The sequence below is a fragment of the Micromonospora sp. NPDC005367 genome, assembly GCF_040606825.1.
Taxonomy (GTDB): Bacteria; Actinomycetota; Actinomycetes; order Mycobacteriales; family Micromonosporaceae; genus Micromonospora.
In genome coordinates this window covers 235,896-257,820 of the sequence record NZ_JBEXFP010000003.1, presented here as the reverse complement: position 1 = coordinate 257,820, position 21,925 = coordinate 235,896, and the positions used below count along the sequence as shown (strand labels likewise).

The window sequence follows — 21,925 nt, the reverse complement described above, 5'->3', positions numbered from 1 at the left end:
CAGGCGATTCCCCGCGCGGCCGACTGTTGGTGAGCTCGTCCGCCCGCCGACCGACGTACTTGGCCAAGCGCAAGCCGGTGCTGCTATCGGCCCAGACCATCAGCCCGTGGATCGTTCCTGCGTCTCGACATATGTCCATGAATGGATCACAGGCTTCCTGCACATGTCTAATGACGACCAATCGGGCCTTCCGTAGCGTGGCGTTGAAAACCAGTGCGTGGCCTGTGGCAACCAACTTAACCAGCACGAGAAGCGGTTCCATGGCCACGCCATGAGTACAAAACCCGGGCATCGCGATCCGCAGCGCTACAAGAACGGTGCGACGTCCTGACACGAGGAGGCTGCCTTTTATGTTAATCCCAGGTCCGGCGCGCCGATCGCGCTGGGGACTGCGCGCAGCGGCGCTCAGCAGCGTCATGGTCGCCGCGTCGCTTGCACTAGTCGGCCCAGCGGCCGCGGAGGGTGACCAGCTTGCGGTGGACGAAATCTCGCACAGCAAGAACATCGAGCTGGTGGCGAACATCCCGCGGCAGGGTCCGCTTGAGGGTCAGACCCACAGTGACATGGCGTTCTGGGGCGACTACCTGTTCCAGGGCAGCTATGGCGGGATCACGATCTATGACATCTCACACCCGCAGCGGCCTCAGACCGTGACCCAGATCAGCTGTCCCGGCTCGCAGGGCGACGTTACCGTCAGCCCCGACGGCAACCTGCTGTTCATGTCGGTAGACGCGCCGCGGTCGGACGACACCTGCACGAGCAGTTCGTCGAACGCGGCCGAGCCGACCGCTTGGGAAGGCATCCGCATCTTCGACATCACCGACAAGGCAAACCCGGTGTATGTCAAGGCGGTGCGGACCGACTGCGGATCCCACACGCACACGTACGTTCCGGGGGACGCGGACACGGCCTACCTCTACGTCTCCTCCTACAGCCCGAACAGCAGATTCCCCAACTGCCAGCCGCCGCATGACTCGATCTCCATCGTCGAGGTCCCGCTGGACAACCCGACGACCGCGTCGGTCGTCAACGAGCCACTGCTCTTCCCCGATGTCACGGGGGCGAACAACACCTCCGGCTGCCATGACATCACGGTCTTCCCTGAGGGGAAGCTCGCCGCCGGTGCCTGCATGGGCGATGGCGTCCTGATTGACATCTCGGATCCCGTGAACCCGCGCAAGCTCGGCGGTGTCCGCGACACCAACTTCGCCTTCTGGCACTCGGCGACGTTGACCAATGGCGGAAAGGGTGTCATCTTCACCGACGAGCTCGGCGGTGGAAACGCGCCCACATGCAACGAGGCGATCGGACCGAACAGGGGAGCCGACGCGATCTACGACATCGTCGGCGAGGGCGACGACCGTCGGTTGGAGTTCCGCAGTTACTTCAAGATCCCGCGCTCTCAGCAGAACACCGAGAACTGTGTCGCACACAACGGCATGCTGCTTCCGGTCAAGGGCCGCGACGTGTACGTGCAGTCCTGGTACCAGGGCGGCGTCTCGGTGTTCGACTTCACCGATCGCTCGAACCCGCAGGAGATCGCCTTCTTCGAGCGCGGTCCCCTGAGCGAGACGTCCCTGGTCCTCGGCGGCAGCTGGTCGGCGTACTGGTACAACGGGTACATCTACTCCAGCGACATCACCAAGGGGCTGGACGTTCTCAAGATCAAGGGCCTCGAAGGCGTGAGCAGCGCCAACTTCGAAAAGTTGCCCTACCTGAACCCGCAGACCCAAGACAACTACAAAGACACTGGCAACCGCAGCTGACGTACGCAAACGGGCCCCGGCAGCGCGTCCTGCCGGGGCCCTGCCGCCCATACTCTCAAGCCATCATCCACGCTTATCCCGTCTCGTAGGGTGGCGAGACAGAAAAGCAACTGAGAAAGGACGGGCGCACAATGAGATTTCGTCTAGCCATAGGTGCGGTACTGGTAGCCGCTTGTTCGCTCCTCGCGACAACTACACTGGTGACGGTCGGGTCGGCCGCGCCGCCGCTGGCAGCCAAGAGCGGAAAGCCGCCAAAGCCGACGTCGACGCCAACGCCGACGCCGACGCCGACGGCAACGCCGCTCCCGGTGAATCCTGCTGACTCGGACTTTGCCAGCATGATGGTCCCGCACCACTACCAGGCGCTCCTGATGAGCCGGTTGGCGCCCACCAGGGCCAACGACCAGGCCGTGCTCTCGATCGCCGGCAATATCGATGCCGAGCAGGGCCTCGAGATCACGATGTTGCAGGCCTGGCAGTCCTGGAATGGCCTTGAGGTCACGAATGCCGAGGAGGCATACCAGGAACACCTGCAGGACCCGATGATGCTCGAAATGATGGGGATGGCCACCCCGGAGCAGATGACTGCCCTGAGCGCGGCGACCGGCGCTGACTTTGAGGTGATGTTCCTCCAGTTGATGATCCGGCACCACCAAGGCGCGCTCGACATGTGCGCAGACATCCTCGCCAACGGCAGTGACGAGACTCTCGGGCTGTGGGCGAACGACATGTACGTAACGCAGCAGGCGCAGATCAACTGGATGCAAGACCTGCTGGCGAGCAAGACGTCGTAAAGCCCATACGGGCGACAGTCGGGTTTCGTTGGTATGAGGGTCTTCCGTTGATCGATGGTACCCATTTCCCGACTGGCCCGCTGTTCTGGCCGACCTACCTGTGTGACACGTTCTACCGGCTCTTCGAATTTGAGCGGGGTTCACGGTTGAGCCGACCCGAGCGTGAAGGGCTCGCAGCTCGCCACTGATCATCTGAGTGTCTAGTTCGGATGGTCACAAGTGAATAGCTGCGAGCATGGTCAACGATATGACCCGGCTGCTGGGCCTGGACGGGATGGCCTGGTCGCTGAGCGGGTCGAGCTGGGCGCGCGGGCGTCCCGGTGGTGGACCTGTCCACCGGCTGTGAGCAGGCACGATGCTGCCCGCAGTGCGGACAACGTGCGCTGAAGGTGAAGCAGTGGACACCAACCTGGCTGCGGAACCTGCCAGTCGGAGGCCGGACGGTACGACTTCGCTGGCGCAAACGGCGCTGGTACTGCCCGACCCCGGCCCGTCCGCGTAGTCGCTCACCGAGCAGGTCGCGCAGGTCCCGGCCCGTGCCCGGCTGACCAGCTAGGCTGCGGCAGGCGGCCGAGGCGGCAGCCGCCGGCGGCTGCCGGACGATCGTGCAAGCCGCCCGGGACCACGGCATCTCCTGGCCGGTCGTCGCTGCCGCCTCCACCGCCCACGCGAGAGCGGTGCTGCCGGACGAGCCGGAGCCGGTCGCAGTGCTGGGCATCGACGAGGTTCGGCGTGGCAAGCCGCACTGAATCTGGGATGCCCACGGCGCCTCCTGGACCGTGACGGCGGACCGCTGGCACGTCGGCTTCTGCGATCTGTCCGGTGGTCAGGGGCTGCTCGCCCAGGTTGAAGGCCGCACCGCGACTTATTTGCCTAAAGGACGTCTCGTAACTCGGTGAAGGCGTTGCCCGGAACCGCTGCTGGTGTCACCCGGTGAGGATGATGTTGTGGAGGTGGGCGATGCCGGAAACGGTGTCGGTCAATGTGTGGGCGACGCGGCGGTAGTCGCGCAGAATCTTGAAGCACTTCATGCGGGCCAGAGCTTCGGCGACGTCAACCCGATCGGCGTCCGCACACCAGAGGAACGTATCGCGGCCTTCGAGAACGGTCCTACCCGCGATTGGTACAACCCGGTCAACGTCAAGGCGCACCGTAAGGGTGGCCACTTCGGCGCCCTCGAGAACCCCGAGGCCTGGATTGCCGACCTCCGCGACACCTTCCGCGAACTGCGCTGACCATGCCGGCTCCGCCCCAGCCGGGGGGCGGAGCCAGGGACGTTGAAACTCCCATGCCTCGCACTGCAACCGTCGCACCGTGGGCTACCTAGCCCGGGAGTTCGCCGGCTCGGCCCGGGCTTCCGGCGCGGCCTGCCGACGCCGGATCAGGGTGGCCAGTACCGCGGTGGCCAGCACGCAGATCAGGGCCAGGTACGAGTAGCGTTCGGCACTTCTCGCGTACGCCGCCAAGCTCGTGCTCGTCCCGACGGTGGCGAAGAAGAGCGACCCGAGAATCGCCACACCGGCAGCGCTGGCGAACTGCTGTGTCGTGGTCAGCAACCCGGCTGCCGCGCCGGCCCGGGAGGGCTCCACGTTGGCCAGTACCGAGCCGATCAGGGCGAGGAAGGCGACCCCGCTGCCCAAACCCGTGATGGCGGTGGCCGGCACCAGCCACGCCACCGTGACATCGCCGCGCAGCACGTGCAGCTCGACGATCATCACGATCAAGCCGAGTGCGACGATCAGGCTGCCGAGCGTGACGGCCCGGGCGCCCATCCGGGCCACGACGCTCCGGCCGAGCACCGAGACCAGGGCGAACACCACGCCCATCGGGAGGAAGGCCAGGCCTGCCTGCAGCGCGGACAGGTGCAACCCGTCCTGCCAGACCAGAGTGAGGACCAGGAAGTAGCTGCCGAAGTACCCCATGAAGGCGGCGTTGGCGGGCAGGCCGGCCGTGAACGCCCGGCTGCGGAACAGTTGTACGTCCAGGACTGGCTCGGCGTGGCGGCGCTCCCACCAGAGCGTGGCGCAGAACGTGGGAATCGCCAGCACCATCAGGACGAAGCCCCACGCGGGCCAGCCCTGCTCGCGGCCGAGGATGAGCGGGACCAGCACGAGACCGAGCGAGGCTGCGATCCCGATCGCACCGAGCACGTCGAACCGATGGCGGCGATCGGTGCGTAGGTGGCGTGGCAGTAGCCGAGCCGCAGCGAGCACCGCCACCACGCTGATCGGCACGTTGAGCAAGAAGATGACGCGCCAGCCGAGCCCGAACAGATCGGCTTGGACGAGTACGCCGCCGAGGATCTGCCCGGCGACACTGCCGAGGGCGAGCGTCACACCGAACCAGGACATGGCCTTCGGCCGTTCCGCCGCCGGGAAGACCGAAGTGATCAGTGCGAGGACCTGTGGCACCATCATCGCCCCGGTCAGGCCCTGGAGGAGTCGTGCGGCGATCAGTTGGCCCGGCGTCTGGGCGATGCCGCACAGTAGTGAGGCGAGTGCGAACGCGGTGATGCCGATGAGGAACATGCGTCGGTGGCCGATCTGGTCACCCAGTCGTCCGCCGATCACCATCCCGGCGGCGTACGTGAACGCGTATCCCCCGACCACCATCTGGAGAGCGGCCTGCCCGGCGTGCAGGTCGTGTTGCAGTGAGGGGGCGGCGACGTTGACGACGTTGAAGTCGAACAGCGTCATGAAGCTGGCGCTCAGGACCGCGGGCAGCATGGCCCAGCGGCGCGGGTAGGGCTGGTCGATCGTCACCCGGGCGACGGTAGGCGCGCAGAGCGGCCCCAACCTGGCTCAGTGATGGCCAGGATCCCGGTCACATTGGATCGCGGGCCATCAGCTCGTGCCATGCGCGTTCGGCGTCGGATCCGGGCTCGGGCGAGAGCACGATCAGGATCTGTCCCTCGGCGTGCCGGACCATCAGGCTCTCCACGGTGAGCTCGATCCGGCCGGCTTGGGGATGATGGAAGGTCTTTCGGCGACGGTCAGCGAGTGACACCGTCTGGTCCTGCCAGACCCGGCGGAACAGTTCACTCGAGCCGGCCATGTCGTCGACCAGGTCCCGGGCACCGCCGACAAGTGGCTTTCGCCCACTTCGCAGCCGCAAGATTCCGATCATCTCGGCCGTGATCGCGGTCCAGTCCCCGCCGTGCAGTTCGCGGGCTTCGGGAGCGCTGAGCATGTATCGGATGGCGTTGCGCTCGTGCGGCGGCATGGCGTCGAAGCCGGCGTAGAGCCGCCGACCGGCCGGGTTCATGGCGAGCACGTCCATGCTGGCGTTGATCAGAACGGCCGGTGTCGGGCCCAGCGCACGCATCAGAGCGCGGGTCTCGGGGCGTACGGGAACCGGATCGCCCTGCGGTGGCGCCGGTTCGGCCAGGCGATGCAGGTACTTGCGGTCGGCCTCGGGCAGGTTCAGCGCACGCGCGATCGCGTCGAGCACGCCGGGCGAGGCAGCGGAGTGCCGGCCCTGTTCGAGGCGCGTGTAGTAGTCGACGCTCATCCCGGCCAGCGCCGCCAGTTCCTCACGGCGCAGGCCCGGGACCCGGCGGCGCCGCGCGCTGACCACACCCGCCTCGGTGGGATCGAGTCGCGCCCGGCGCGACCGCAGAAATTCGCCGAGCGCGGCATTCGGTCGAATCGCACTTTCCTGCATGATTCCAGCCTACCGATGTGGCTCTTGGCGAATGCGCCAAGATCACCTGTCGATGTCCTGCCCGGCCCGTCCTGAAATGAGGAGTTCTGGGCGCGCACCCCTCCCAGGCGGCACCAGGCCCTGCGCCCTCACCGCTGCCCCCTGCGCCGGAGTCGGTGCGCTGGCGTTTCGCTCTGACCGGCCGCAGCCGCCGTACGCGCCCGAAGGGTTATGGCCGCCGGGCGGTGAGCAGACCTTGCCACCGGGCGAGCACGTCGTCCTGAATCTCGGCGAACGGGCGCGTCTCGTCCTCGGCGATCCAGGCGGTGAACGCGGTCCGGAAGATCGTTGCCACGGTCTCGGCCGCCAGGGCCGCGGCGATCGGGTCGATGCCGCGTTCCCGCAGTGCGCGGGTCAGGGCCGACGTCAGCGAGGACATCTTCAGTAGTTCGCGCTCCTGGAAGCCGGGGTGGGCCTGCAGGATGGCGTTACGCGTGCGGGACCAGGCGCGGCGCTCGTCCGGGAAGAACTCGGCCACGCCTGCCAGGGCAGCGGTGATCAGCGAGACCGGGTCGTCGTCCGGGGCCTTGTCGAGGCCGTGGAGGAAGTTCTGCTCGAACTCGTCGTGGCCGGGGAAGAGGACCTCGCGCTTGTCGGCGAAGTAGCGGAAGAACGTGCGCTCGGTGAGGCCGGCCGCTGCCGCGATCTCGGCGACCGTGACGCCGTCGAAGCCGTGCTCGACGAAGAGGTCGATCGCGGCCGCTTGGAGGCGCTCCCGTGCGCCGGACTGCCATCGAGCCATGGGCTCATTCTAGGCCCCGCGCCCGGCGATGCCAGTGACTGACATCACCGGGCGCGCGCGATGACAGTGGCCGACATGACGGACTACCGTCATTTCAGTCACTGACATCAAGTTTGCGGAGGTCGTCATGCGGGTTTTCGTAACGGGAGCAAGCGGGTGGATCGGCTCCCATACGGTCGACGAGTTGGTCGCCGCCGGGCACGAGGTGGTCGGCCTGGCCCGTACCGACCGGGCCGAGGCCGCCCTCAAGGCCAGACACGCGCTGGTCCTGCACGGCGACCTGGACGACCTCGACGCGCTGCGCCGGGGCGCCACGGAGGCCGAGGCCGTCGTCCACCTCGCCAACAAGCACGACTGGACGAACCAGGCCGAGACCAACCGGGCCGAGCGCACCGCGGTCGAGACCCTCGCCGAGACGCTGGCCGGCACCGACCGGCCGTTCGTGGTCGCCTCCGGCGTGGCCGGGCTCGCGCAGGGCCGCCCGGCCCTGGAGACCGACGCGAACCCGAACGTCGGTCCCGACTCCCCGCGCGGCGGCACCGAGAACCTGGCGTTCGACTACGTGGACCGCGGCGTCCGCAGCATCGCCGCCCGGTTCGCGGTGACGACCCACGGCACCCGGGACCACGGCTTCATCGCGCTGATCGTGGCCGCCGCCCGGCGTACGGGAGTCGCGGCCTATGTGGGCGACGGCACGCAGGCCTGGTCCGCGGTGCACGTCACCGACGCGGCCCGGCTCCTGCGGCTCGGCATCGAGCAGGCACCGGCCGGAACCCGCCTGCACGCCGTCGCCGAGGAGGGCGTGCCGGCCAGGGCGATCGCCGAGGCCGTCGGCGAGGTGCTCGGCCTTCCGACCGCCTCGGTGACACCGGCGCAGGCCGTCGAGCACTTCGGCGGCTTCATCGGCACGTTCTTTGGCATGGACGTGCGGGCGTCGAGTGCCGCGACCCGCGCCGCCTTCGACTGGACGCCGACCGGACCGACGCTGCTCGACGGCATCCGGGCGGGCGCCTACACCGCGGAGTGAGTCAGATCCAGCCCCGCTCGCAAGCGGTACGCGCGGTGGCCACAGCCCGGGACCGTGTCCTGGTCGAGCAGCCGGGAGTGACAGTGTCCTCCATCCTGGTCAATTGCCGGGTGTGATCGGGCCGGCCGGAACAGGCGAGTTCCTGTCCCGGCCGGCTATCGGCTCAGGTCACCTGGTCAGGGACGGTTGCCAACCGTCGCGGTAGCGCAGGCCGCGAGGTTGAAGCCGGACTTCGTCGTGCGCTGTTCCGGAGACCGGTTCGGTTCGTACGGCTTGGGGTCGGTCGACCACGACGCAGACGTCGTCGCTGGGCCACCACCAGCCGCAGGATCGGGCCAGGCCGGCCCAGGCGTTGAGGTGTTCGGCCTCGTCCGGCCCGTACCGGGCAAGGCCGAGTCGATGCAGCACGTCGTAGTAGGCGATCCATGACGCGTCCTGCTGCCCGTACCAGCAGACGGGCACCGGAGCCTCGCCCGCGAGGACCGCGCGTACGGGCAGGTAGTACCCGTGCGCGAGGCTCCGGTGCAACGCCGTACGTACGCCTTGGTGTAGCACGACCGCGAGCGGAACGCCGCTGTCGAGAGCTTGTAGCGGTGCCAGTTCGGGCCAGGGTTCCTTGCTCCTGCTCGCGCGCACGGGTGACAGTTCGGGATCGGTGTGCGTGACACCCGCACTGAGCGCGCCGCGCAGCTGGGAGGCGATCATGGCGATGTCACTCGCCAGCGGTGGTGTCCCGCGCAATCGAGGGTCCCGGACGCGCTCGTAGAGTTGGGCGAGGGTGGGCCAGCCGGTGATCAGGGGGCGTGCCTTGTCCGGCGAGTCGACCCATTCGAAACGAGGTCGCGGCCGCGATGCCCGGGCGTAGATGGCAGTCAGGCACCGCTCGGCGGTCGACTTGTCAGCCGGCTGTGTGGACAAGCCGTGGCCGAGCCATTCCTGACGGATTCGGATGGCCTGCCGCCACAGGTCATGGGGGCTGCCGCTGCGAACGGCCTGTGGATGTTCCGCGGCATCGTTGCGCCGCGCGGGGGCGCTCACAGCGCCAGGGCGTCGCCGCCCTTCCGGTACGAGATCATGGAACGACTATGGCCCACAACGCGGCGCCGACGCAAGGCGGTTCGCGCCGCGCCACCTGGGACGGGACATGCTGGTGGCCCGGGTTGAACCCGGGCCACCGTCGGTGCGGTTGGGGGGACGTCACCGCGCCACTCGCTCCTCCGCGAGTTTCGTCCACCGACGCATCTCGTCGCGCTCGATCTGCGTGACGGCCACGACGAGTCGCTGGTCGCGCGTGGCCGGGTCGTCGTACGGCGCGGCGCCGACCCGGTACAGCCGTCGGACGCCCTCCACGGATTCCCGTGCGTGGCTGAAGCGCAGGTAGTTCTCCTGCCAGTGGAACATCGCCCGGAGCCCGGCGATGATCATCAGGCACGACCCGAGCGCGGCGGTGAGCAGGGTGGCGCTCGGCAGGAAGGCCGCGACGATCGGAATGGCCGTGGACAGCGCGATGGTGATGGCCTCGCAGCGCCGGTACGCCCGGCGGGACCGTTTCGCGGCGACGAGGTACCACTCGTAGGAAGCGTCCGTCACGGCGAGCGCGTAGTTGTTGTCGGTCATCGGGTTCACCTCGTTTCTCGATGGTGCCGGTGGGGCGGCCCGCAGGTCGCCCCACCGGCGCTCAGGCGGCCAGCTCCGCCGGGGCCTCGGTCTCGCCCTCCAGGTCGCGGACCCGGATGCGGCCCTGCTCGTTGACGTCGGTGATCTCCACCGCCAGCAGCTCGCCCCGCTCGAGCCGGCCGCGGTTGAGGTCCGCGCGCACCTCCGGGCTCATGTCGGTGCAGTGCAGCATGGCGGTACGCCCGGAGCCGGGCAGCTCGACCAGCGCGTACCCGCCGGAGCGGCCCTGCTCCGGCATCACCTTGACCACTTCGGCGTCGCACCGCTCGCCCCGCTTGTGCGGCACGGCCACCTGGGGCCGCAGGACGGTGACCCGCCTCTCGTCGGCCTCGACCAGGGCGAGGTGGATCCGCCGCTGCCGGGGGTCGACCTTCACCACGCCGGCGGTGACCTTCGTGCCCACGGTGAGTCGGACACCCTTGAGGGCCGCTGCCGGGATCAGGCCGTTGACCCCGTGGGCCACGTGGACGAAGGCGCCGACGCCGGCGACCACGTTGACCACCTTCCCGGTGAAGACGTGCGCGGACGGGAAGTCCGCCGCCAGCTGCGGCCACGGGTTGCTCTGCCCGGCGACCAGCGTGTACCGGGTGTGGCCGTCGCTGGTCTCGAAGGCGCCGTCGAGCACCTCGCCGGCGGAGAAGCGCTGCGCCATGTCGCTGACGATGCGCGTCAGGTCGACGTCGGCCGGGCCGAGGACGCCGTACTGGCCCTTCTCGGCCTCGACCACCACGTGCTCCCGGCTGACGTTGACCACCCGCGCCGGCACGGGACGAATGGTGCTCGTCGCCATCGGCACCAGTCGCAGCTCGGCGTGGGCCTCCTCGCGGAGGATGTCCAGCCGGCTGCGCAGCTCGCCCTTCATCCGCTCCATGTCCTTCCAGCCCTGGCTGTACGAGATGTAGCGCAGCCCCGGCAGGTCGGACGGCACGTCGCCCGCGCACTGGGTCAGCGGGATGATCGGCTTGTTGAGCAGGTACGCCCAGGCGAACTCGATCATCACGTTGCGGTTCGACCCGGTGAGGTCGACGATGACGATCTGTCCCTCCTGGAGCCGGGCCCAGACGTTGTCGAGGACCGTGTCGCCGCCGTCGTACAGCGAGTCGGTGCGCACCGGGTTGAGACCGGCGCCCTCGATCACCGGCACGAGGACCTCGTGGTAGTGCTCGTCGAAGTCGTAGTGCACCACGTCGCCCTGGTCGTTGTGGAAGTCACGCTTGCCGAACGGCATGACCACGAAGACGTTGCCGGAGACGGGGCCGCGGTCCCGGATGAGTCGGTTGAACATGGTGGCTCCTCTGCTCGTTCTCGAAGCCCCGGTGGCTCCGAGATACGACGATGGTCGGTGCGCCGGGCTGAAACCGGCAGATTCCATCGCTGAGATCGGGCTGAGCTTCTTCCCTTTTCCGCCCGCGGATTTCAGCGTCGACGCAGGCCGGTTTCACCACAGACGACGGCTGGATCCCGGCGGTTAGGGTGGCGGTGTGAGTTCCGGTCTGGGCGAGCGGTTGGAGATCCTGGTGCTGGGGCCGGTCGTGCTGCGCCGAGGCGGAGCGAAGACAGCCGTCCTTGACGGCAAGCCCGCCGAGGCGTTGCTGGCACTGGTGACCGCGAGGGATGGCTGGGTCTACACCTGGCAGGCCGTCCGGACGTGGCGGCCGCCGTCGGGCCGGGGCCAGCTCACCGAGAGTGCGGTGCACCAGCGCATGCGTAAGCTGCGCGAGTACGGGGTGCCGATCGAGACCGGCCCCCGCAACAGCGGCAGGTACCGGCTGATCCCCGAACGCTGCCGGGTGGACGCCTGGGACTTCGTCACCGGAGTCCAGGCCGGAGCGGACATCGATGGACTCACCCGGATGTGGCGGCAGGCCCCGTCGCCCGGGATGCTCGACACGCTGCTGCGCGGCGCCGTCGGCGAGGCCCGGCGGAAGCTGATCGAGCGGATCGCCGGCTTGGACGACCCCGCCCAGGACCGCCTCGCCGATCTGGACCGCTTCACGGCGATCTTCCCCGACGACCGGGGTGTCGACCGGATCCGTCGGCACGGCCCACGCAGACGTAAGCGGCTGCTGGTCGTGGAGGACGACCCGGACATGCTGGAGGAGATCTGCGGCCGGCTGGAGCCGACGTACCGGTGCGTGCGGGTCCAGAGCATCGAGGAGTGGCAGGCCCTCCGCGATCGCGGTCTCGACGGCATCGACGGTGCACTCGTGGACCTGCACCTCACCCCGGACCGGGACGACAAGCGCGGTCAGGACATCGTGAGCTACCTGTGCAACGCAACCGAGATACCGGCCGCGCTGGTGACCGCGAACGCCCCGGACCGCAGTACGTACGGCAGCGTTGCCCATTGCAAGGAGTTCCGGCTGGTCGACATCGTCGACAAGCAGCAGCGGGACTGGTGGGAGCCCTTACAGCGGACGGTGCGGTTCCTCGTCTCCGACGCCGAGGCCGATCGACAGCACCGGCTTAAGACCTGGCTGGAGCACGCCTTGCGGACGAGGGAACGGGCCAACGCCAGTGTGGCACCCGGCAGCGTCGGCGCGCGGCAGATGCAGGACTGCCGCGTGGCGTACGGCGAAGTGAACCAGGCGATCCTCTTGGAGCCGATCGAGGATGCGGCCCGCAAGGTCGACGAGTTCTGCCGGCTTTGGCGGGTACGGAACTGATCAGGAATCGCCCGCCGACACGTCGGTGCCGTCGACGGCGAGCGGGAGCACGACTCTGACGTGAGCGCCGCCCAGCGAACCCGTCCCGTCCATCAGATGCAGCGTCCCACCGAAGTCGGCAATCCACTCCGTGGCCGTCCGCACCCCGATGCCGCGGCCGCCCCAGGCCGAGCTGCGTCCACCCCTGCGCAGCCGGTCCCGTACGTCCGGCGAGACGCCGACGCCGTCATCCTCGATGTCGATCCGGCACGTGGGTACGGCATCCACGGACGCGACGGCCGTGACCCTGACCCTCAGCTGCCCGAAACCACGGCCGGTCGCCTCACAGGCGCGGCGACTGTTGTCGAACAGGTTGTGAAAGGCCTGTCCGGTCAACCACCGATTGGCCGTGACCCGCAGCGACTCGTCGCCGTCGACCTCGCACTTGACGTCCGGGTTGGTGTGGTAGATGTCCCTGGCCGTCTCCCGCAGCAACTCGACGAGTGCGAAGGTCTGGTTCGGCTCGGTGGCCGCCCGGTACATCTCGAGGATCGACCGCTGGGCGTCGAGGACGCCGGCCACACGCTCGATGTTGCCTTCGTCCAGGGCACTGCGCGCGGTGGCCAGGCGGCCGGCGACGTGGTGGCCGATGAGCTGCACCACCCGCTCGCTGATGGCCGCCCGCCGTACCGCCATCGCCTCCGTCAGAGCCTGGTGGGTGACCTCCACCGCGGTCCTCGCCAGGTCGTCCGGGTTGTGCCGGGGGCGCTTCGTCGTCAGCAGGTCTTGTATCCCGTTCGCCGGCAGGCGGTACGCCCCGGTCGGCACCTCGACGAGCAGGCCGGTATGCAGCAGCTTGCGCAGCGCCAACGCGAGATCGGTGTGCGCGATGACGAGCTGGGCGTGCGCCTCAGCACCCACCGCCGCAATGCCCTCGCGCAGATCCTCCTCGTCGAACACCGGCCCGCAGAACGCTGCAGCGATCCGCAGCGCCAGTAGCGCCGGCAGGTCACCGGCCAAGGGCTGGAGCAGGCGGTCCGTGGCGTTCTCGCGCCACGTGTCGTCGTTGCGCACCCGGTTGAGGGCGGCGACATCGAGCCGCTCCGACCGGGCGGGATCGGTGAACAGGGCGTCCAGCAGGGGACCGAGCACCTCCAGCCGGCCGCCGCAGTCGTGGTGCACCGCCTCGACGGTGACCCCGTCGACGGGCTGACCGAGCAGGTGCAGCAGCCAGAGGACCTGTGGTTCGGAGACGGGGCCGTACGCGTCGGCCAGCAGCGGCGTGGGCCCGAGCTGGGTCCCGATCCGCCGTAGCAGGCCGACGAACCGGGTGATCGTCGGCGCCGGCGGCTCCGGTACGGGCGCCGCGAGCCGGAGCAGGAACGCCAGGTCCACGACGGCGACGCCGGGCCGGGGTCGGCCTGGACCGTCGAAGCCGGGCACGAGCCACAGCAGCGGACCGTCCACCGGTGGTGGCTCGTCCGGCCCGGCTATCCAGACCGCCATCCCGTTGCGGCCGAGGATGGGCAGTGCCGGCAGCATGCCGTAGTCGGGCAGCCAGATCCGGGTCAGGTGGCCGTTACCGATCTGCTGGACGGAGTAGATGCCGTGTTCCCCGCCCACGAGCCGCTGCAGCGTCATGCGCACGCCCGCCGCCTGCCGCGCCGTGATCGGCTCAGCCAATTCGTGAAGCGCGGTGAGGAGGGCCCAGGCGGCGTTGTCCGCCTCGGGCGGACGCCAGGACGGAAAGGTCAGCGGGGCATCCAGGTGCCCGCCGAAGTACCACGAGAGCGCCATCCCCCGCGACGACTGCCCGAACGGCCAGACATCGGCGAGCGCCGGGATGGCGCGCGGACCCGGCGACGGCATCTCGACCGGCTCGTCGTCGTCCAGTAACCGCCGCGCGACATCGAACTCCCGCGCCTCGATGCACTCCTCGACGATCGCCGCCCAGGCGTCGATCGTCCGGAGATCGGCGTCGTCCGACGTGCGACGCAGTTCGGACGTCCGCTCGTGGAGTGCGTCGCGCAGGTTCGTGGCGCATGCCGTCTCGGCGTCGCGAACCTCGGTCTCCATCAGGGAAAGTAGTTCCTCCGCGTCAGCCCGGCGGTCCGCCGCTGCTTCGGCGATGTCGGGGCGATCGATACTGAGCCCGGCGCGGCGGGCCCGTCGGCGCAGCGCGTTCACCTCGTACCCGATTCGCGAAACGGCGGCCGTGCGCGCGACGTCCAGCTCCGCGAGCATCTGCTCGGCGACAACTGCGCTCAGGACGTGTGCCCGACGCAGGTCTTCCGCGGCGGCGAACTCCCCGGCGGCGACGAGCCGTCCCGCCGCCTCCTGCGGGTCCGGCTGCACGAGGTCCAGATCGGCGAGGAGAAGGCGGGCCGCCTCCGGCGGTGTGAGGCCGGCGGCCGAGCGGTGCACCCTCGCCGCCAGGCTGGGGTAGCTCCACCGCCCCGGCCAGATCCGCACCAGTCCCACAAGATCCTCGGCAATCTCATCGGGGACCTCGACGCGCAGCGCCGGCTGATCACCGGCGACGAGGTGGTCCAGCTCGTCGCGCAGGGTCGCGGCGAGCGGAGCCGCCAGCGGCCCGGTGTCGAGGAGGTTCGGGCGCAGCCGCCCGTACCCGTCGGCGAACTGTTCGGCGGCGGCCCGCAGCTCGGCGTGATGCTCCGGCGGCGACGCGTCTTCGGCGACGATCTCCAGCAGGTGACGGGCCGCCGAGACCACCTCCGCGAGCCGGCGGACGTACATCGCGCGCGGCCTGCCGACGAAGAGCTTCGAGCGGGGCGCGACTGCCTGCCAGGTCCGGTCGAGCAGCCGGCCGACGGTCTCATCGACCATGCGGAGCGGCGGGAACTCGGCGTCGAGGAGCCGGCTCAGGGCGGACATGTCCCGGCGTCGGACCATGTCGCCGATCCGTCCGAACGGCCCACTGGCCTTGAACAGCGCAGAGTGTGTCTTGAGCGCACCCTCGATGCGCGACGGTTCCGGCTGCGCCTCGGCGAGCTTGCGTTCCATCTGCTCCCACGCCGCCGCGATCCGGGTGTCCCGCTGCCGTGCCCATGTCACCGAGGCCATGAGAGCGAAGACGGACGCCCCGACCGTCCGGTCGACGAGTTCGGTCGCCGAGCGGGCCAGCTCCGCCCACGGGCCGGCGACGCGCGTCGCGAGCTCCCCGGCCGCGAGGGTTGTCGACTCGTCCGGGTTGGTGAGCAGCTCACCGGCCGCGATGATCAGTAGTGCTTCGTTTTCCGCGTCGGTGTTCTCGCCGATCGTGGCCGTGAACAGTGCGTCGCCGGCGCCGGGCAGGCCGCGGGCGGCCGCCGCCAGCATCAGCGGCGCGCGAGGCTCGAGGTCCTCGTGCGAGTCCGCGCCGCCCACCAGAGCCGCCTCCATGTACCGGCGGTCCCGCCACAGGCCACCGACGAGGTGCCGGCGGCACCGGCGGACGACGGCCGCGTCGGTGTTCCCGGCGCGCTCGGTCTGGCAGTACGCCGCCGCGACCTGGGCGAGGCCCTCCGCGCCGACCTCAATCAGCGCGTCGACGACCTGCCACGGATCCGCTTCGCTGCACTCCAGCACCGCCCGGACCACGCCGGCAGCGGGTCCCCCGGCCTGGGCGCGGTCCACCAGCGTCCGGACGGCCTCCGACACCGCACGGTCGTACCGCTGGGCGGCGGGTACGGCGGGTGGCTGGGCAGCCCTGGACACCTGCCGAGTGACGTGGTCGGGTTCGCCGCACTGCTCGGCGAGGCGGTCGGCCAGCGCTGCGTCCGAGAACCGGACGCTCAGCTCGGTACTGAGCGTGTGCCGGCCCCCGTGCGCTCCGTACCCGCCCTGGGACAGGTAGTTGTAGCTGCCCACGACCACCTCGTCGTCCCACACGAGGACCTTGGCGTGACCGCTGTCGACGTGTAGCCGGAAGCGTTGCGGGTACGTCGTGGCGAGAGCGGAGAGCGCCTCGTGCGCGTCGACGAAACGATCCGTCCTGCCCTTCGGGTCATAGCCCACGGTCACCGCGACGCCGGCGTCGAGCAGTCGACGGATGGCTTCCACCATGCGACTGTCGACGATCTCGTCGCTCAGTCGTCCCGACGTGACCACCAGGCGGCGGCGGGCGTTCCGCAGAGCGTGCCACAGCAGCTCCCGGTGGGTGCCGTCCTCGACCAGCCGGACCGCGGGTCTGCTCCGTTCGGTCAGCCGCCCGCGCAGCCAGTCGGCGTGCGCCTGCCAGGCGCGGGCCCAGGCCTCCACGGATTCGGGGTGTTCGTCGTCGTCCGGCGGCGGCGCCGGGAGCGCCTCGACGGTGCGCTGAGCCACCGGGGCCGTCCGGTCGAAGTCGTGGGTGTGGTGCAGGATGCTGCGACTGATCGTCCCCGGCACGTTGGTGCGTACCCACGCGAGCAGATCGCGGATGGCCTCGTCACCACCACCGTCGGGTACCCGCACCAGCACGCCGATGTCGTGGCGCTGAGGATTGGCGGAGAGCAGGTTGCGCGAGGTGACCAGCGCCTCGCGGTCGTCGCGGACGACCACCTTGGCGTGGGTCCGAGCCGGCACCTGCGGTCGCAGCAGAGGCGTCGCGCGCGACATCCGCACCAGGCTGTTGAGGGCGTTCTCCACGTCCTCGGGCAACCGGTACCGGTGTCCGACGCCCCACACCACCACGACCTGCACGCCCCGGTCGATCGCCCGGCGCAGGGCCGGAACCAGCGGGGCCAGTGCCGAGTAGGTGACGAACGGGCAGACGATCACGAGTTGGCGCTGCGCGGTGTCGATCATCCGGCGCACCACCTCGTCGTGGTCGTCCGGACCGCTCACCACGTCGATGTCCATCTCGCGGTCGATCCGCGCGGCCAGCATCGCCTCGATCCGACGGGCCTCGGCGGCGAGGGTGAGATGTTCGTTGCCGCGCTGACCGGCCACGGTGCCCGCGCACCTGGCCGCGTCGCTGGTCAGCCGCTCGATCAGCTCCTCGACACCGGGTGGCTCGGGAAGCCGTTGTTCAGCCGCCTCCCGTAGGCGTATCGCCCACTGGCTGCGCGGGTTCTCCTCCACGAGACGCGTCAACACGTCCGATGCCCGTTCACGACGATCCGCCGGGAACCGGGCGTCGACGACCTTGACGATGAGGCGTTCGGTGGCCTCGCTGACCTCGGATCGGACCTGGAGGCGCATCCACCGCTGGGCGCCGTTGGCACGTTGGTCGGCGGTCGGGGTGCGGATGGACAGGATCCGCCGTGGCCGTGACCAGGTGCTCGTCGTGGCGAGATCGGTCGTCGGGTCGCCCGTCGCCGACTGCTCGGACCGGTCCTGCTGCCACAACCAGTCCCGCGCGGCGGCGTGCAGGTCGGCCTGTGCCGCGTCGGCCAGCGACAGGGCGGAAGACGCCAGCGCCCGCACGGCCGTCAGATGGTCCTCTGGAGATCGTCGGCCATTGGCCGGACTCACGTGGCCCGTCAGCGGCTCGATCATCAACTCGATCGCGCGTTCCTCGGCGTCCACACCGGAGAGCTCGGCGAGCCGTCCGGTGCGCCACAGCTCGGCCACGTCGGGGCTGAGATCGATCGATCCCGTGGCGAAGTCCACGACCAGATGACCCGCTCGCCAGAGATCGTGGACCAGATCGAGGACCACCCGATGGCCCAGCCCCATCAGGCGTGCGAGGACCTGTACGTCGACCGGCCGGGCCGTACCGTCACTCGGATCGCCGGCCGCCCCGACGACGCGCAACGTGGTCTCTTCGAGCGGTGAGAGACTGTCCCCGAAGCCCAGCTTGACCCGGACCTGGCCGGTCTCGCAGGGGAGGTGCAACACCGTGGTGGTCATCCCTCGATCACCTCCGCCGCCGGCAGGACCACACCGTAGTGCTCGATCGCCGAACAGAGCCGACCCCAGAACGGTCCGTCCCCCGTCGCCCCGGTCTCGGCACCGACGTCGCCGTCGCTGTTCCTGAAATGCTGGAAGTTCCCGACGATCACGAGGAGGCGCCGGGCGCGGGACAACATGACGTTGATGAGGTTCGGTTGGGCGAGGTGCCCGAGGCTGCTCCACGCCACACCGGCCGGCCCGTGACGGCGGTCGCGCACCAGCGACACGAGCACGACGTCGGCCTCGCGCCCCTGGAAGGCGTGGATCGTCGAGATGTACGGGCGTAGCGCATCGTGCTGCTGCAGCAGCCGTGCCTGCGCGCGGTACGGGCTCAGCACCGCCAACGGCTCCGAGCTGTAGCCGTGCTGACGCGGTTGCGGTCGGGGCGTGATGTGGTCGACGAGGGCGGCCAGCAGCCGGGCCTCGCCCCGGTTGATCCAGCGCGGTTCGTCGCTGCAGTCGGGGACGTCGCGGGTGTCCAGCCACACCAGCGACTGGCCGCGCAGCGGCTCGGGGGAGCGGATCGGTGCCGCCGGGATGTCGGCGCCGGTGTGCAGCAGGCCGGGAGGCAACCCGTCGGCGTTCACCTGATCCGACACCGGGTAGAACACCCGGCTCACCACCTGGGCGATCGGCTCGCGCATCCGGAACTGGGTGGTGAGCTGACGCAGCGGCAACCGCCCGCGTTCGCTCTCCGTGTCGGGCAGCCGGTCGAACAGCTGGCGAAGCGTGTCGAACGCGCCGAGGTAGACCTCCCGCTGCTCGGCCAGCATCGCCAGCTCGGGTGCGGGATCTCCGACGCAGCTGTCGATGAAGCGCTCGAAGTCGGCGCGCCGGTGGGCACCGAGCTGCCGGTGGTCCCCGACCAGGGTCCAGGACGTGCCGCAGGTCAGGGGCATCGCCAGCTCGGTCGGCCACGCCTTGGCGGCCTCCTCGACGATCACCCAGTCGAACCGGCTGCGGGTGCCTCCCGGGGTGACGGTCTGCGGAGTCGCGGTCACACACGTGGCGAAGACCAGGTTGGCGGAGCGTTCGAGCCGGTCGCCCAGCTCTGGCAGGACGTTCTCACCCGTGGCGGGGTCGAGCAGGCCGCGCCACCTCAGCAGCGCGTCGCGCAGGTCGTCCCGCACGTCACCGGCCAGCACCTCGTCCACCCGCCGCCGGGTCCGCTCCGCCGAGCGCACCGCGAGCACGTTCCGTGTCCACGGCATGATGTCCTGATGTGGCAGCGAGCCACTGCGGGACATGACACGCATTGCGGTGAGGTCCATCCGGTCGGTCGGTGCGCCGTCGGCGCCGAGCTCGCCGACGCGGTGCAGAATGCGTTGGGCGAGGTTGTCCAGCGCGTGACCCGACTGCGCCGAGATCAGCACCCGAGCTGCGGGCTCCTCCACCAGGTAGCTGGCGACGGCTTCACTGACCACCGTCGTCTTCCCGGTGCCGGGTGGCCCCTGAACGGCGTAGAACGGCCGGTGGGTCAGCAGGTCGCGAACGACGGCACGACTGAGCTCGCCCTGCAGCCGGTCTCCGGCGTGCGCCCACCGGCGCTGGCGTAGGCGCACCGACCGCGGACTGCGCAACTGGCTGAGCAACCCACGGGTGCGCGTCAGGTCCAAACGCGCTGCCGCCTGGCGCGCCAGCGCAGCCCGCTGACCCCGATCGGAACGGGGCCTGATCCACCCACGCTCCGGTATCCGCTCCGTCCCTTCCGACCGGTGCAAGACAATTCGGTCGTCCCCCAACCGCTCCGGCACCACCGTCCAGACCGACCGGATCGGCTCGGAACCGGGGCGTCCGCCCCGGTCGGGCAGGATCTCGACCCCGGCGGACGCCTGGTCGTCGTCCTCGATGCCGAGGAAGAAATCGCCCATCGCCGGTCGCAGCCAGGGGGAGTCGACGAACTTGGTCAGGAGGGCGTCGGAGTTGACGTACCTGCGCTCGCGGTCCGGTTCCCATTCGATGGTGACCCTGTGGGGGGAGGTGTCGGTCCGCACGTAGGCGTAGGTGCGGGCGTTGAGCTCCGCGCCCTGGTAGGAGAGCAACCAGTCCAGGGCTGCCGCGTACTCGTGGTGCGCGACCTGGTCTGGTGATCCGTCCGTCAGCCGGTCCCGCAGCGGCTTCCACGACGGGCGGCCGGCCAGTTGCGCGTCCATCACCGAGTCCGCGACATCCATGTTCACGACCTCGATCGCCGGCACGTCCACTGCGGCGGAGGTGCGCCGCAGCTCCTCGAAAACGCGCCGGGTCGACGGGTGCTCGCGCGCGGCCACGTACTTGATGATCAGAGCGTTGTCGAGGGGCGGCCCGAACGATCCCCAGGCGCGGCGCTGGTAGTGCTGGCAGAACCACAGCGCCGAGCGGCCCACGAGCACGGTCCGAGCCTGACGGCGCTCCTCTATCCCGCCGGTACGCACGAACGGCACCGCGCCATTGATCGAGTGCATGAGCTTCGCGTTGGCCAGCTCGTGGTGCATCCACGCGGCGAGTTCGTCCCGCGACTCCGGCGTGTCGGTCGAATGGCCCAGCCACTGCCAGCCAGCCAGTGTGGGGATGCACTCGCGCGGGATGTCGACGACGAGGTAGGGCCGTTCCGGCTCGGCTCCCAACAGGTGCCACATGATCGTGTCGACGTCGACAGCCAGTTGCCGGCACACCTCGGCGGTCGTGGGCCGGTTGGCTGGACGCTCGTCGAGCATCGCGCGCAGGAGTGCGGCCAGGCGGCTCGGGACCTCGTCCCCGGACAGCGCAGCGATCATCCGTCGATGGATCTCCCGGTGGCGCGCCACCAGGTCGTCGGGAAGCGGGTCGGCGTCCAGAACCGTGGCGTCGCAGAACCAGTCCCACACCACGGCGGCCAAGCTGTACACGTCCGACGTGGGAGTCTCGCGCAGCGGCTCGGTCGACGATTCGGCGCAGAGGAACGCGAGTCGTTCGAAGGGCTGGCAGGAGAGGGTCCGTGCGTCCGGCGCGCCCGGGCCCAGGAACAGCGTCCGCAACTCGCTCCGCTGCGCGGTCGAGTCGACGCTGCGGCGCAGCAGATTTCCGATGAGCGCGCTCATCTCGAAGCGGGCGATCCAGATCCGCGCACCCGTCGAGGTGTCCGCGAGGATCGATCCGGGAACCAGGTTCCGGTGCAGGACGCCGAGATCGTGCAGTTCGGCGAGCGCCTCCGCGAGTCGCTGGAACTGGGCGAGCGCGAGCGCGGGTTGCGAGCGCATCCAGGCGGCGGCACCGGGATCGGCGAGGGTGCGGTCCGAACCGGCGGCCGCGATCACCGCGACCCCATTCGCGGAGGAGCCCATCTTCGCGGTGGCCTCCGGCTCCTCGTAGCCGCCGTCCAGCACCTCCGGCAGGGCGTCCTGCCCGGAGGCACCGAGGCGCAGCAGGACACGCACCTCCTGCTCCCACAGTTGACCGCCTACCTCGGCGAGGCCGACGTAGGCGTGCAGGTCCACGGCCTTGCCGACGCGATCGATGAGCCGGTACCGCCGCAGGCGACCGGGGAGCAGGTCCACACCGCGGGGCAGCGTGTCTCCGGTCGGTGGGAGCGTGTACGGGCCATAGCGGGCGGTCGCCGGGTCGACACACAGATGGTGGATGAGCCTGTCGACGTCGTCTGTCATCCGCGCTCCGCTTCTTCGCCCGGCAGCGGGTCGGAGCGGGCGGGGCCCGCATGACCGCTTCGTGAGCGTGGG

General features: G+C 69.7%; 14 protein-coding genes and 1 pseudogene. 6 read left to right on the top strand and 9 right to left on the bottom strand.

Going from position 1 to position 21,925, the window contains the following annotated elements:
• Window positions 1-416 precede the first annotated feature (416 nt).
• From ABZS42_RS03865 to ABZS42_RS03850, 4 genes are all read left to right on the top strand, one after another.
• A complete protein-coding gene (locus ABZS42_RS03865) occupies window positions 417-1,766 on the top strand; it encodes a hypothetical protein (protein ID WP_355142285.1) in 1,350 nt (449 codons plus the stop codon).
• A 200-nt stretch (window positions 1,767-1,966) separates the two neighbouring features.
• Window positions 1,967-2,560 (top strand): DUF305 domain-containing protein, encoded by a 594-nt coding sequence (locus tag ABZS42_RS03860; RefSeq protein WP_355142283.1) that lies wholly within the window; start codon window positions 1,967-1,969, stop codon window positions 2,558-2,560.
• A gap of 320 nt (window positions 2,561-2,880) precedes the next feature.
• Window positions 2,881-3,108 (top strand): transposase family protein, encoded by a 228-nt coding sequence (locus ABZS42_RS03855; RefSeq protein WP_355142281.1) that lies wholly within the window; start codon window positions 2,881-2,883, stop codon window positions 3,106-3,108.
• 57 nt (window positions 3,109-3,165) lie between these two features.
• On the top strand, window positions 3,166-3,309 hold the full coding sequence (locus tag ABZS42_RS03850) for a hypothetical protein (protein ID WP_355142279.1): 144 nt from the start codon (window positions 3,166-3,168) through the stop codon (window positions 3,307-3,309).
• Window positions 3,310-3,486: 177 nt separating this feature from the next.
• Here ABZS42_RS03850 and ABZS42_RS03845 read toward each other — a convergent pair.
• The 4 genes and pseudogenes from ABZS42_RS03845 to ABZS42_RS03830 form a co-directional block, all read right to left on the bottom strand.
• Window positions 3,487-3,600, bottom strand: a pseudogene (locus ABZS42_RS03845) (IS5/IS1182 family transposase); the annotation flags it as partial.
• A 279-nt stretch (window positions 3,601-3,879) separates the two neighbouring features.
• Window positions 3,880-5,322: an MFS transporter gene (locus ABZS42_RS03840; protein WP_355142277.1), complete on the bottom strand. Its 1,443-nt coding sequence runs from the start codon at window positions 5,320-5,322 to the stop codon at window positions 3,880-3,882.
• 61 nt (window positions 5,323-5,383) lie between these two features.
• A complete protein-coding gene (locus ABZS42_RS03835) occupies window positions 5,384-6,223 on the bottom strand; it encodes a helix-turn-helix transcriptional regulator (RefSeq protein WP_355142275.1) in 840 nt (279 codons plus the stop codon).
• 208 nt (window positions 6,224-6,431) lie between these two features.
• Window positions 6,432-7,004: a TetR family transcriptional regulator gene (locus ABZS42_RS03830; RefSeq protein ID WP_355142273.1), complete on the bottom strand. Its 573-nt coding sequence runs from the start codon at window positions 7,002-7,004 to the stop codon at window positions 6,432-6,434.
• 127 nt (window positions 7,005-7,131) lie between these two features.
• On the opposite strand from ABZS42_RS03830, the gene ABZS42_RS03825 reads away from it, so the two are divergent.
• Entirely contained in the window at window positions 7,132-8,031 is a 900-nt protein-coding gene (locus ABZS42_RS03825) for an NAD-dependent epimerase/dehydratase family protein (protein ID WP_355142271.1), read from the top strand.
• A gap of 168 nt (window positions 8,032-8,199) precedes the next feature.
• Here the strand turns inward: ABZS42_RS03825 and ABZS42_RS03820 are convergent, their stop codons facing one another.
• The 3 genes from ABZS42_RS03820 to ABZS42_RS03810 form a co-directional block, all read right to left on the bottom strand.
• On the bottom strand, window positions 8,200-8,736 hold the full coding sequence (locus tag ABZS42_RS03820) for a DUF6745 domain-containing protein (protein WP_355142269.1): 537 nt from the start codon (window positions 8,734-8,736) through the stop codon (window positions 8,200-8,202).
• A gap of 492 nt (window positions 8,737-9,228) precedes the next feature.
• Window positions 9,229-9,648 (bottom strand): DUF4231 domain-containing protein, encoded by a 420-nt coding sequence (locus ABZS42_RS03815; RefSeq protein WP_355142267.1) that lies wholly within the window; start codon window positions 9,646-9,648, stop codon window positions 9,229-9,231.
• A gap of 61 nt (window positions 9,649-9,709) precedes the next feature.
• The gene (locus ABZS42_RS03810) at window positions 9,710-10,993 is read right to left on the bottom strand and encodes a S1 RNA-binding domain-containing protein (protein ID WP_355142265.1); all 1,284 of its coding nucleotides are present in this window, start codon (window positions 10,991-10,993) and stop codon (window positions 9,710-9,712) included.
• 196 nt (window positions 10,994-11,189) lie between these two features.
• On the opposite strand from ABZS42_RS03810, the gene ABZS42_RS03805 reads away from it, so the two are divergent.
• A complete protein-coding gene (locus ABZS42_RS03805) occupies window positions 11,190-12,374 on the top strand; it encodes a hypothetical protein (protein ID WP_355142263.1) in 1,185 nt (394 codons plus the stop codon).
• On the opposite strand, the gene ABZS42_RS03800 is transcribed toward ABZS42_RS03805, so the two are convergent.
• Both ABZS42_RS03800 and ABZS42_RS03795 read right to left on the bottom strand, forming a co-directional pair.
• Window positions 12,375-18,188 carry an ATP-binding protein gene (locus tag ABZS42_RS03800; RefSeq protein ID WP_355142261.1) on the bottom strand — a complete coding sequence of 1,938 codons (5,814 nt, stop codon included), beginning with the start codon at window positions 18,186-18,188 and terminating at the stop codon, window positions 12,375-12,377.
• Window positions 18,185-21,853, bottom strand: coding sequence for an AAA domain-containing protein (locus ABZS42_RS03795; protein WP_355142259.1), 3,669 nt, complete (start codon window positions 21,851-21,853; stop codon window positions 18,185-18,187). The genes ABZS42_RS03800 and ABZS42_RS03795 overlap by 4 nt, the downstream gene beginning before the upstream one ends.
• Between the last annotated feature and the right edge of the window lie 72 nt (window positions 21,854-21,925).

Excerpts from the sequence above, each read along its gene's own strand:
- ABZS42_RS03865 (WP_355142285.1), top strand. The coding sequence starts at position 417 with ATGGTCGCCGCGTCGCTTGCACTAGTCGGCCCAGCGGCCGCGGAGGGT.
- ABZS42_RS03835 (WP_355142275.1), bottom strand. The coding sequence starts at position 6,223 with ATGCAGGAAAGTGCGATTCGACCGAATGCCGCGCTCGGCGAATTTCTG.
- ABZS42_RS03830 (WP_355142273.1), bottom strand. The coding sequence starts at position 7,004 with ATGGCTCGATGGCAGTCCGGCGCACGGGAGCGCCTCCAAGCGGCCGCG.
- ABZS42_RS03825 (WP_355142271.1), top strand. The coding sequence starts at position 7,132 with ATGCGGGTTTTCGTAACGGGAGCAAGCGGGTGGATCGGCTCCCATACG.
- ABZS42_RS03820 (WP_355142269.1), bottom strand. The coding sequence starts at position 8,736 with ATGATCGCCTCCCAGCTGCGCGGCGCGCTCAGTGCGGGTGTCACGCAC.
- ABZS42_RS03815 (WP_355142267.1), bottom strand. The coding sequence starts at position 9,648 with ATGACCGACAACAACTACGCGCTCGCCGTGACGGACGCTTCCTACGAG.
- ABZS42_RS03810 (WP_355142265.1), bottom strand. The coding sequence starts at position 10,993 with ATGTTCAACCGACTCATCCGGGACCGCGGCCCCGTCTCCGGCAACGTC.
- ABZS42_RS03800 (WP_355142261.1), bottom strand. The coding sequence starts at position 18,188 with ATGACCACCACGGTGTTGCACCTCCCCTGCGAGACCGGCCAGGTCCGG.
- ABZS42_RS03795 (WP_355142259.1), bottom strand. The coding sequence starts at position 21,853 with ATGACAGACGACGTCGACAGGCTCATCCACCATCTGTGTGTCGACCCG.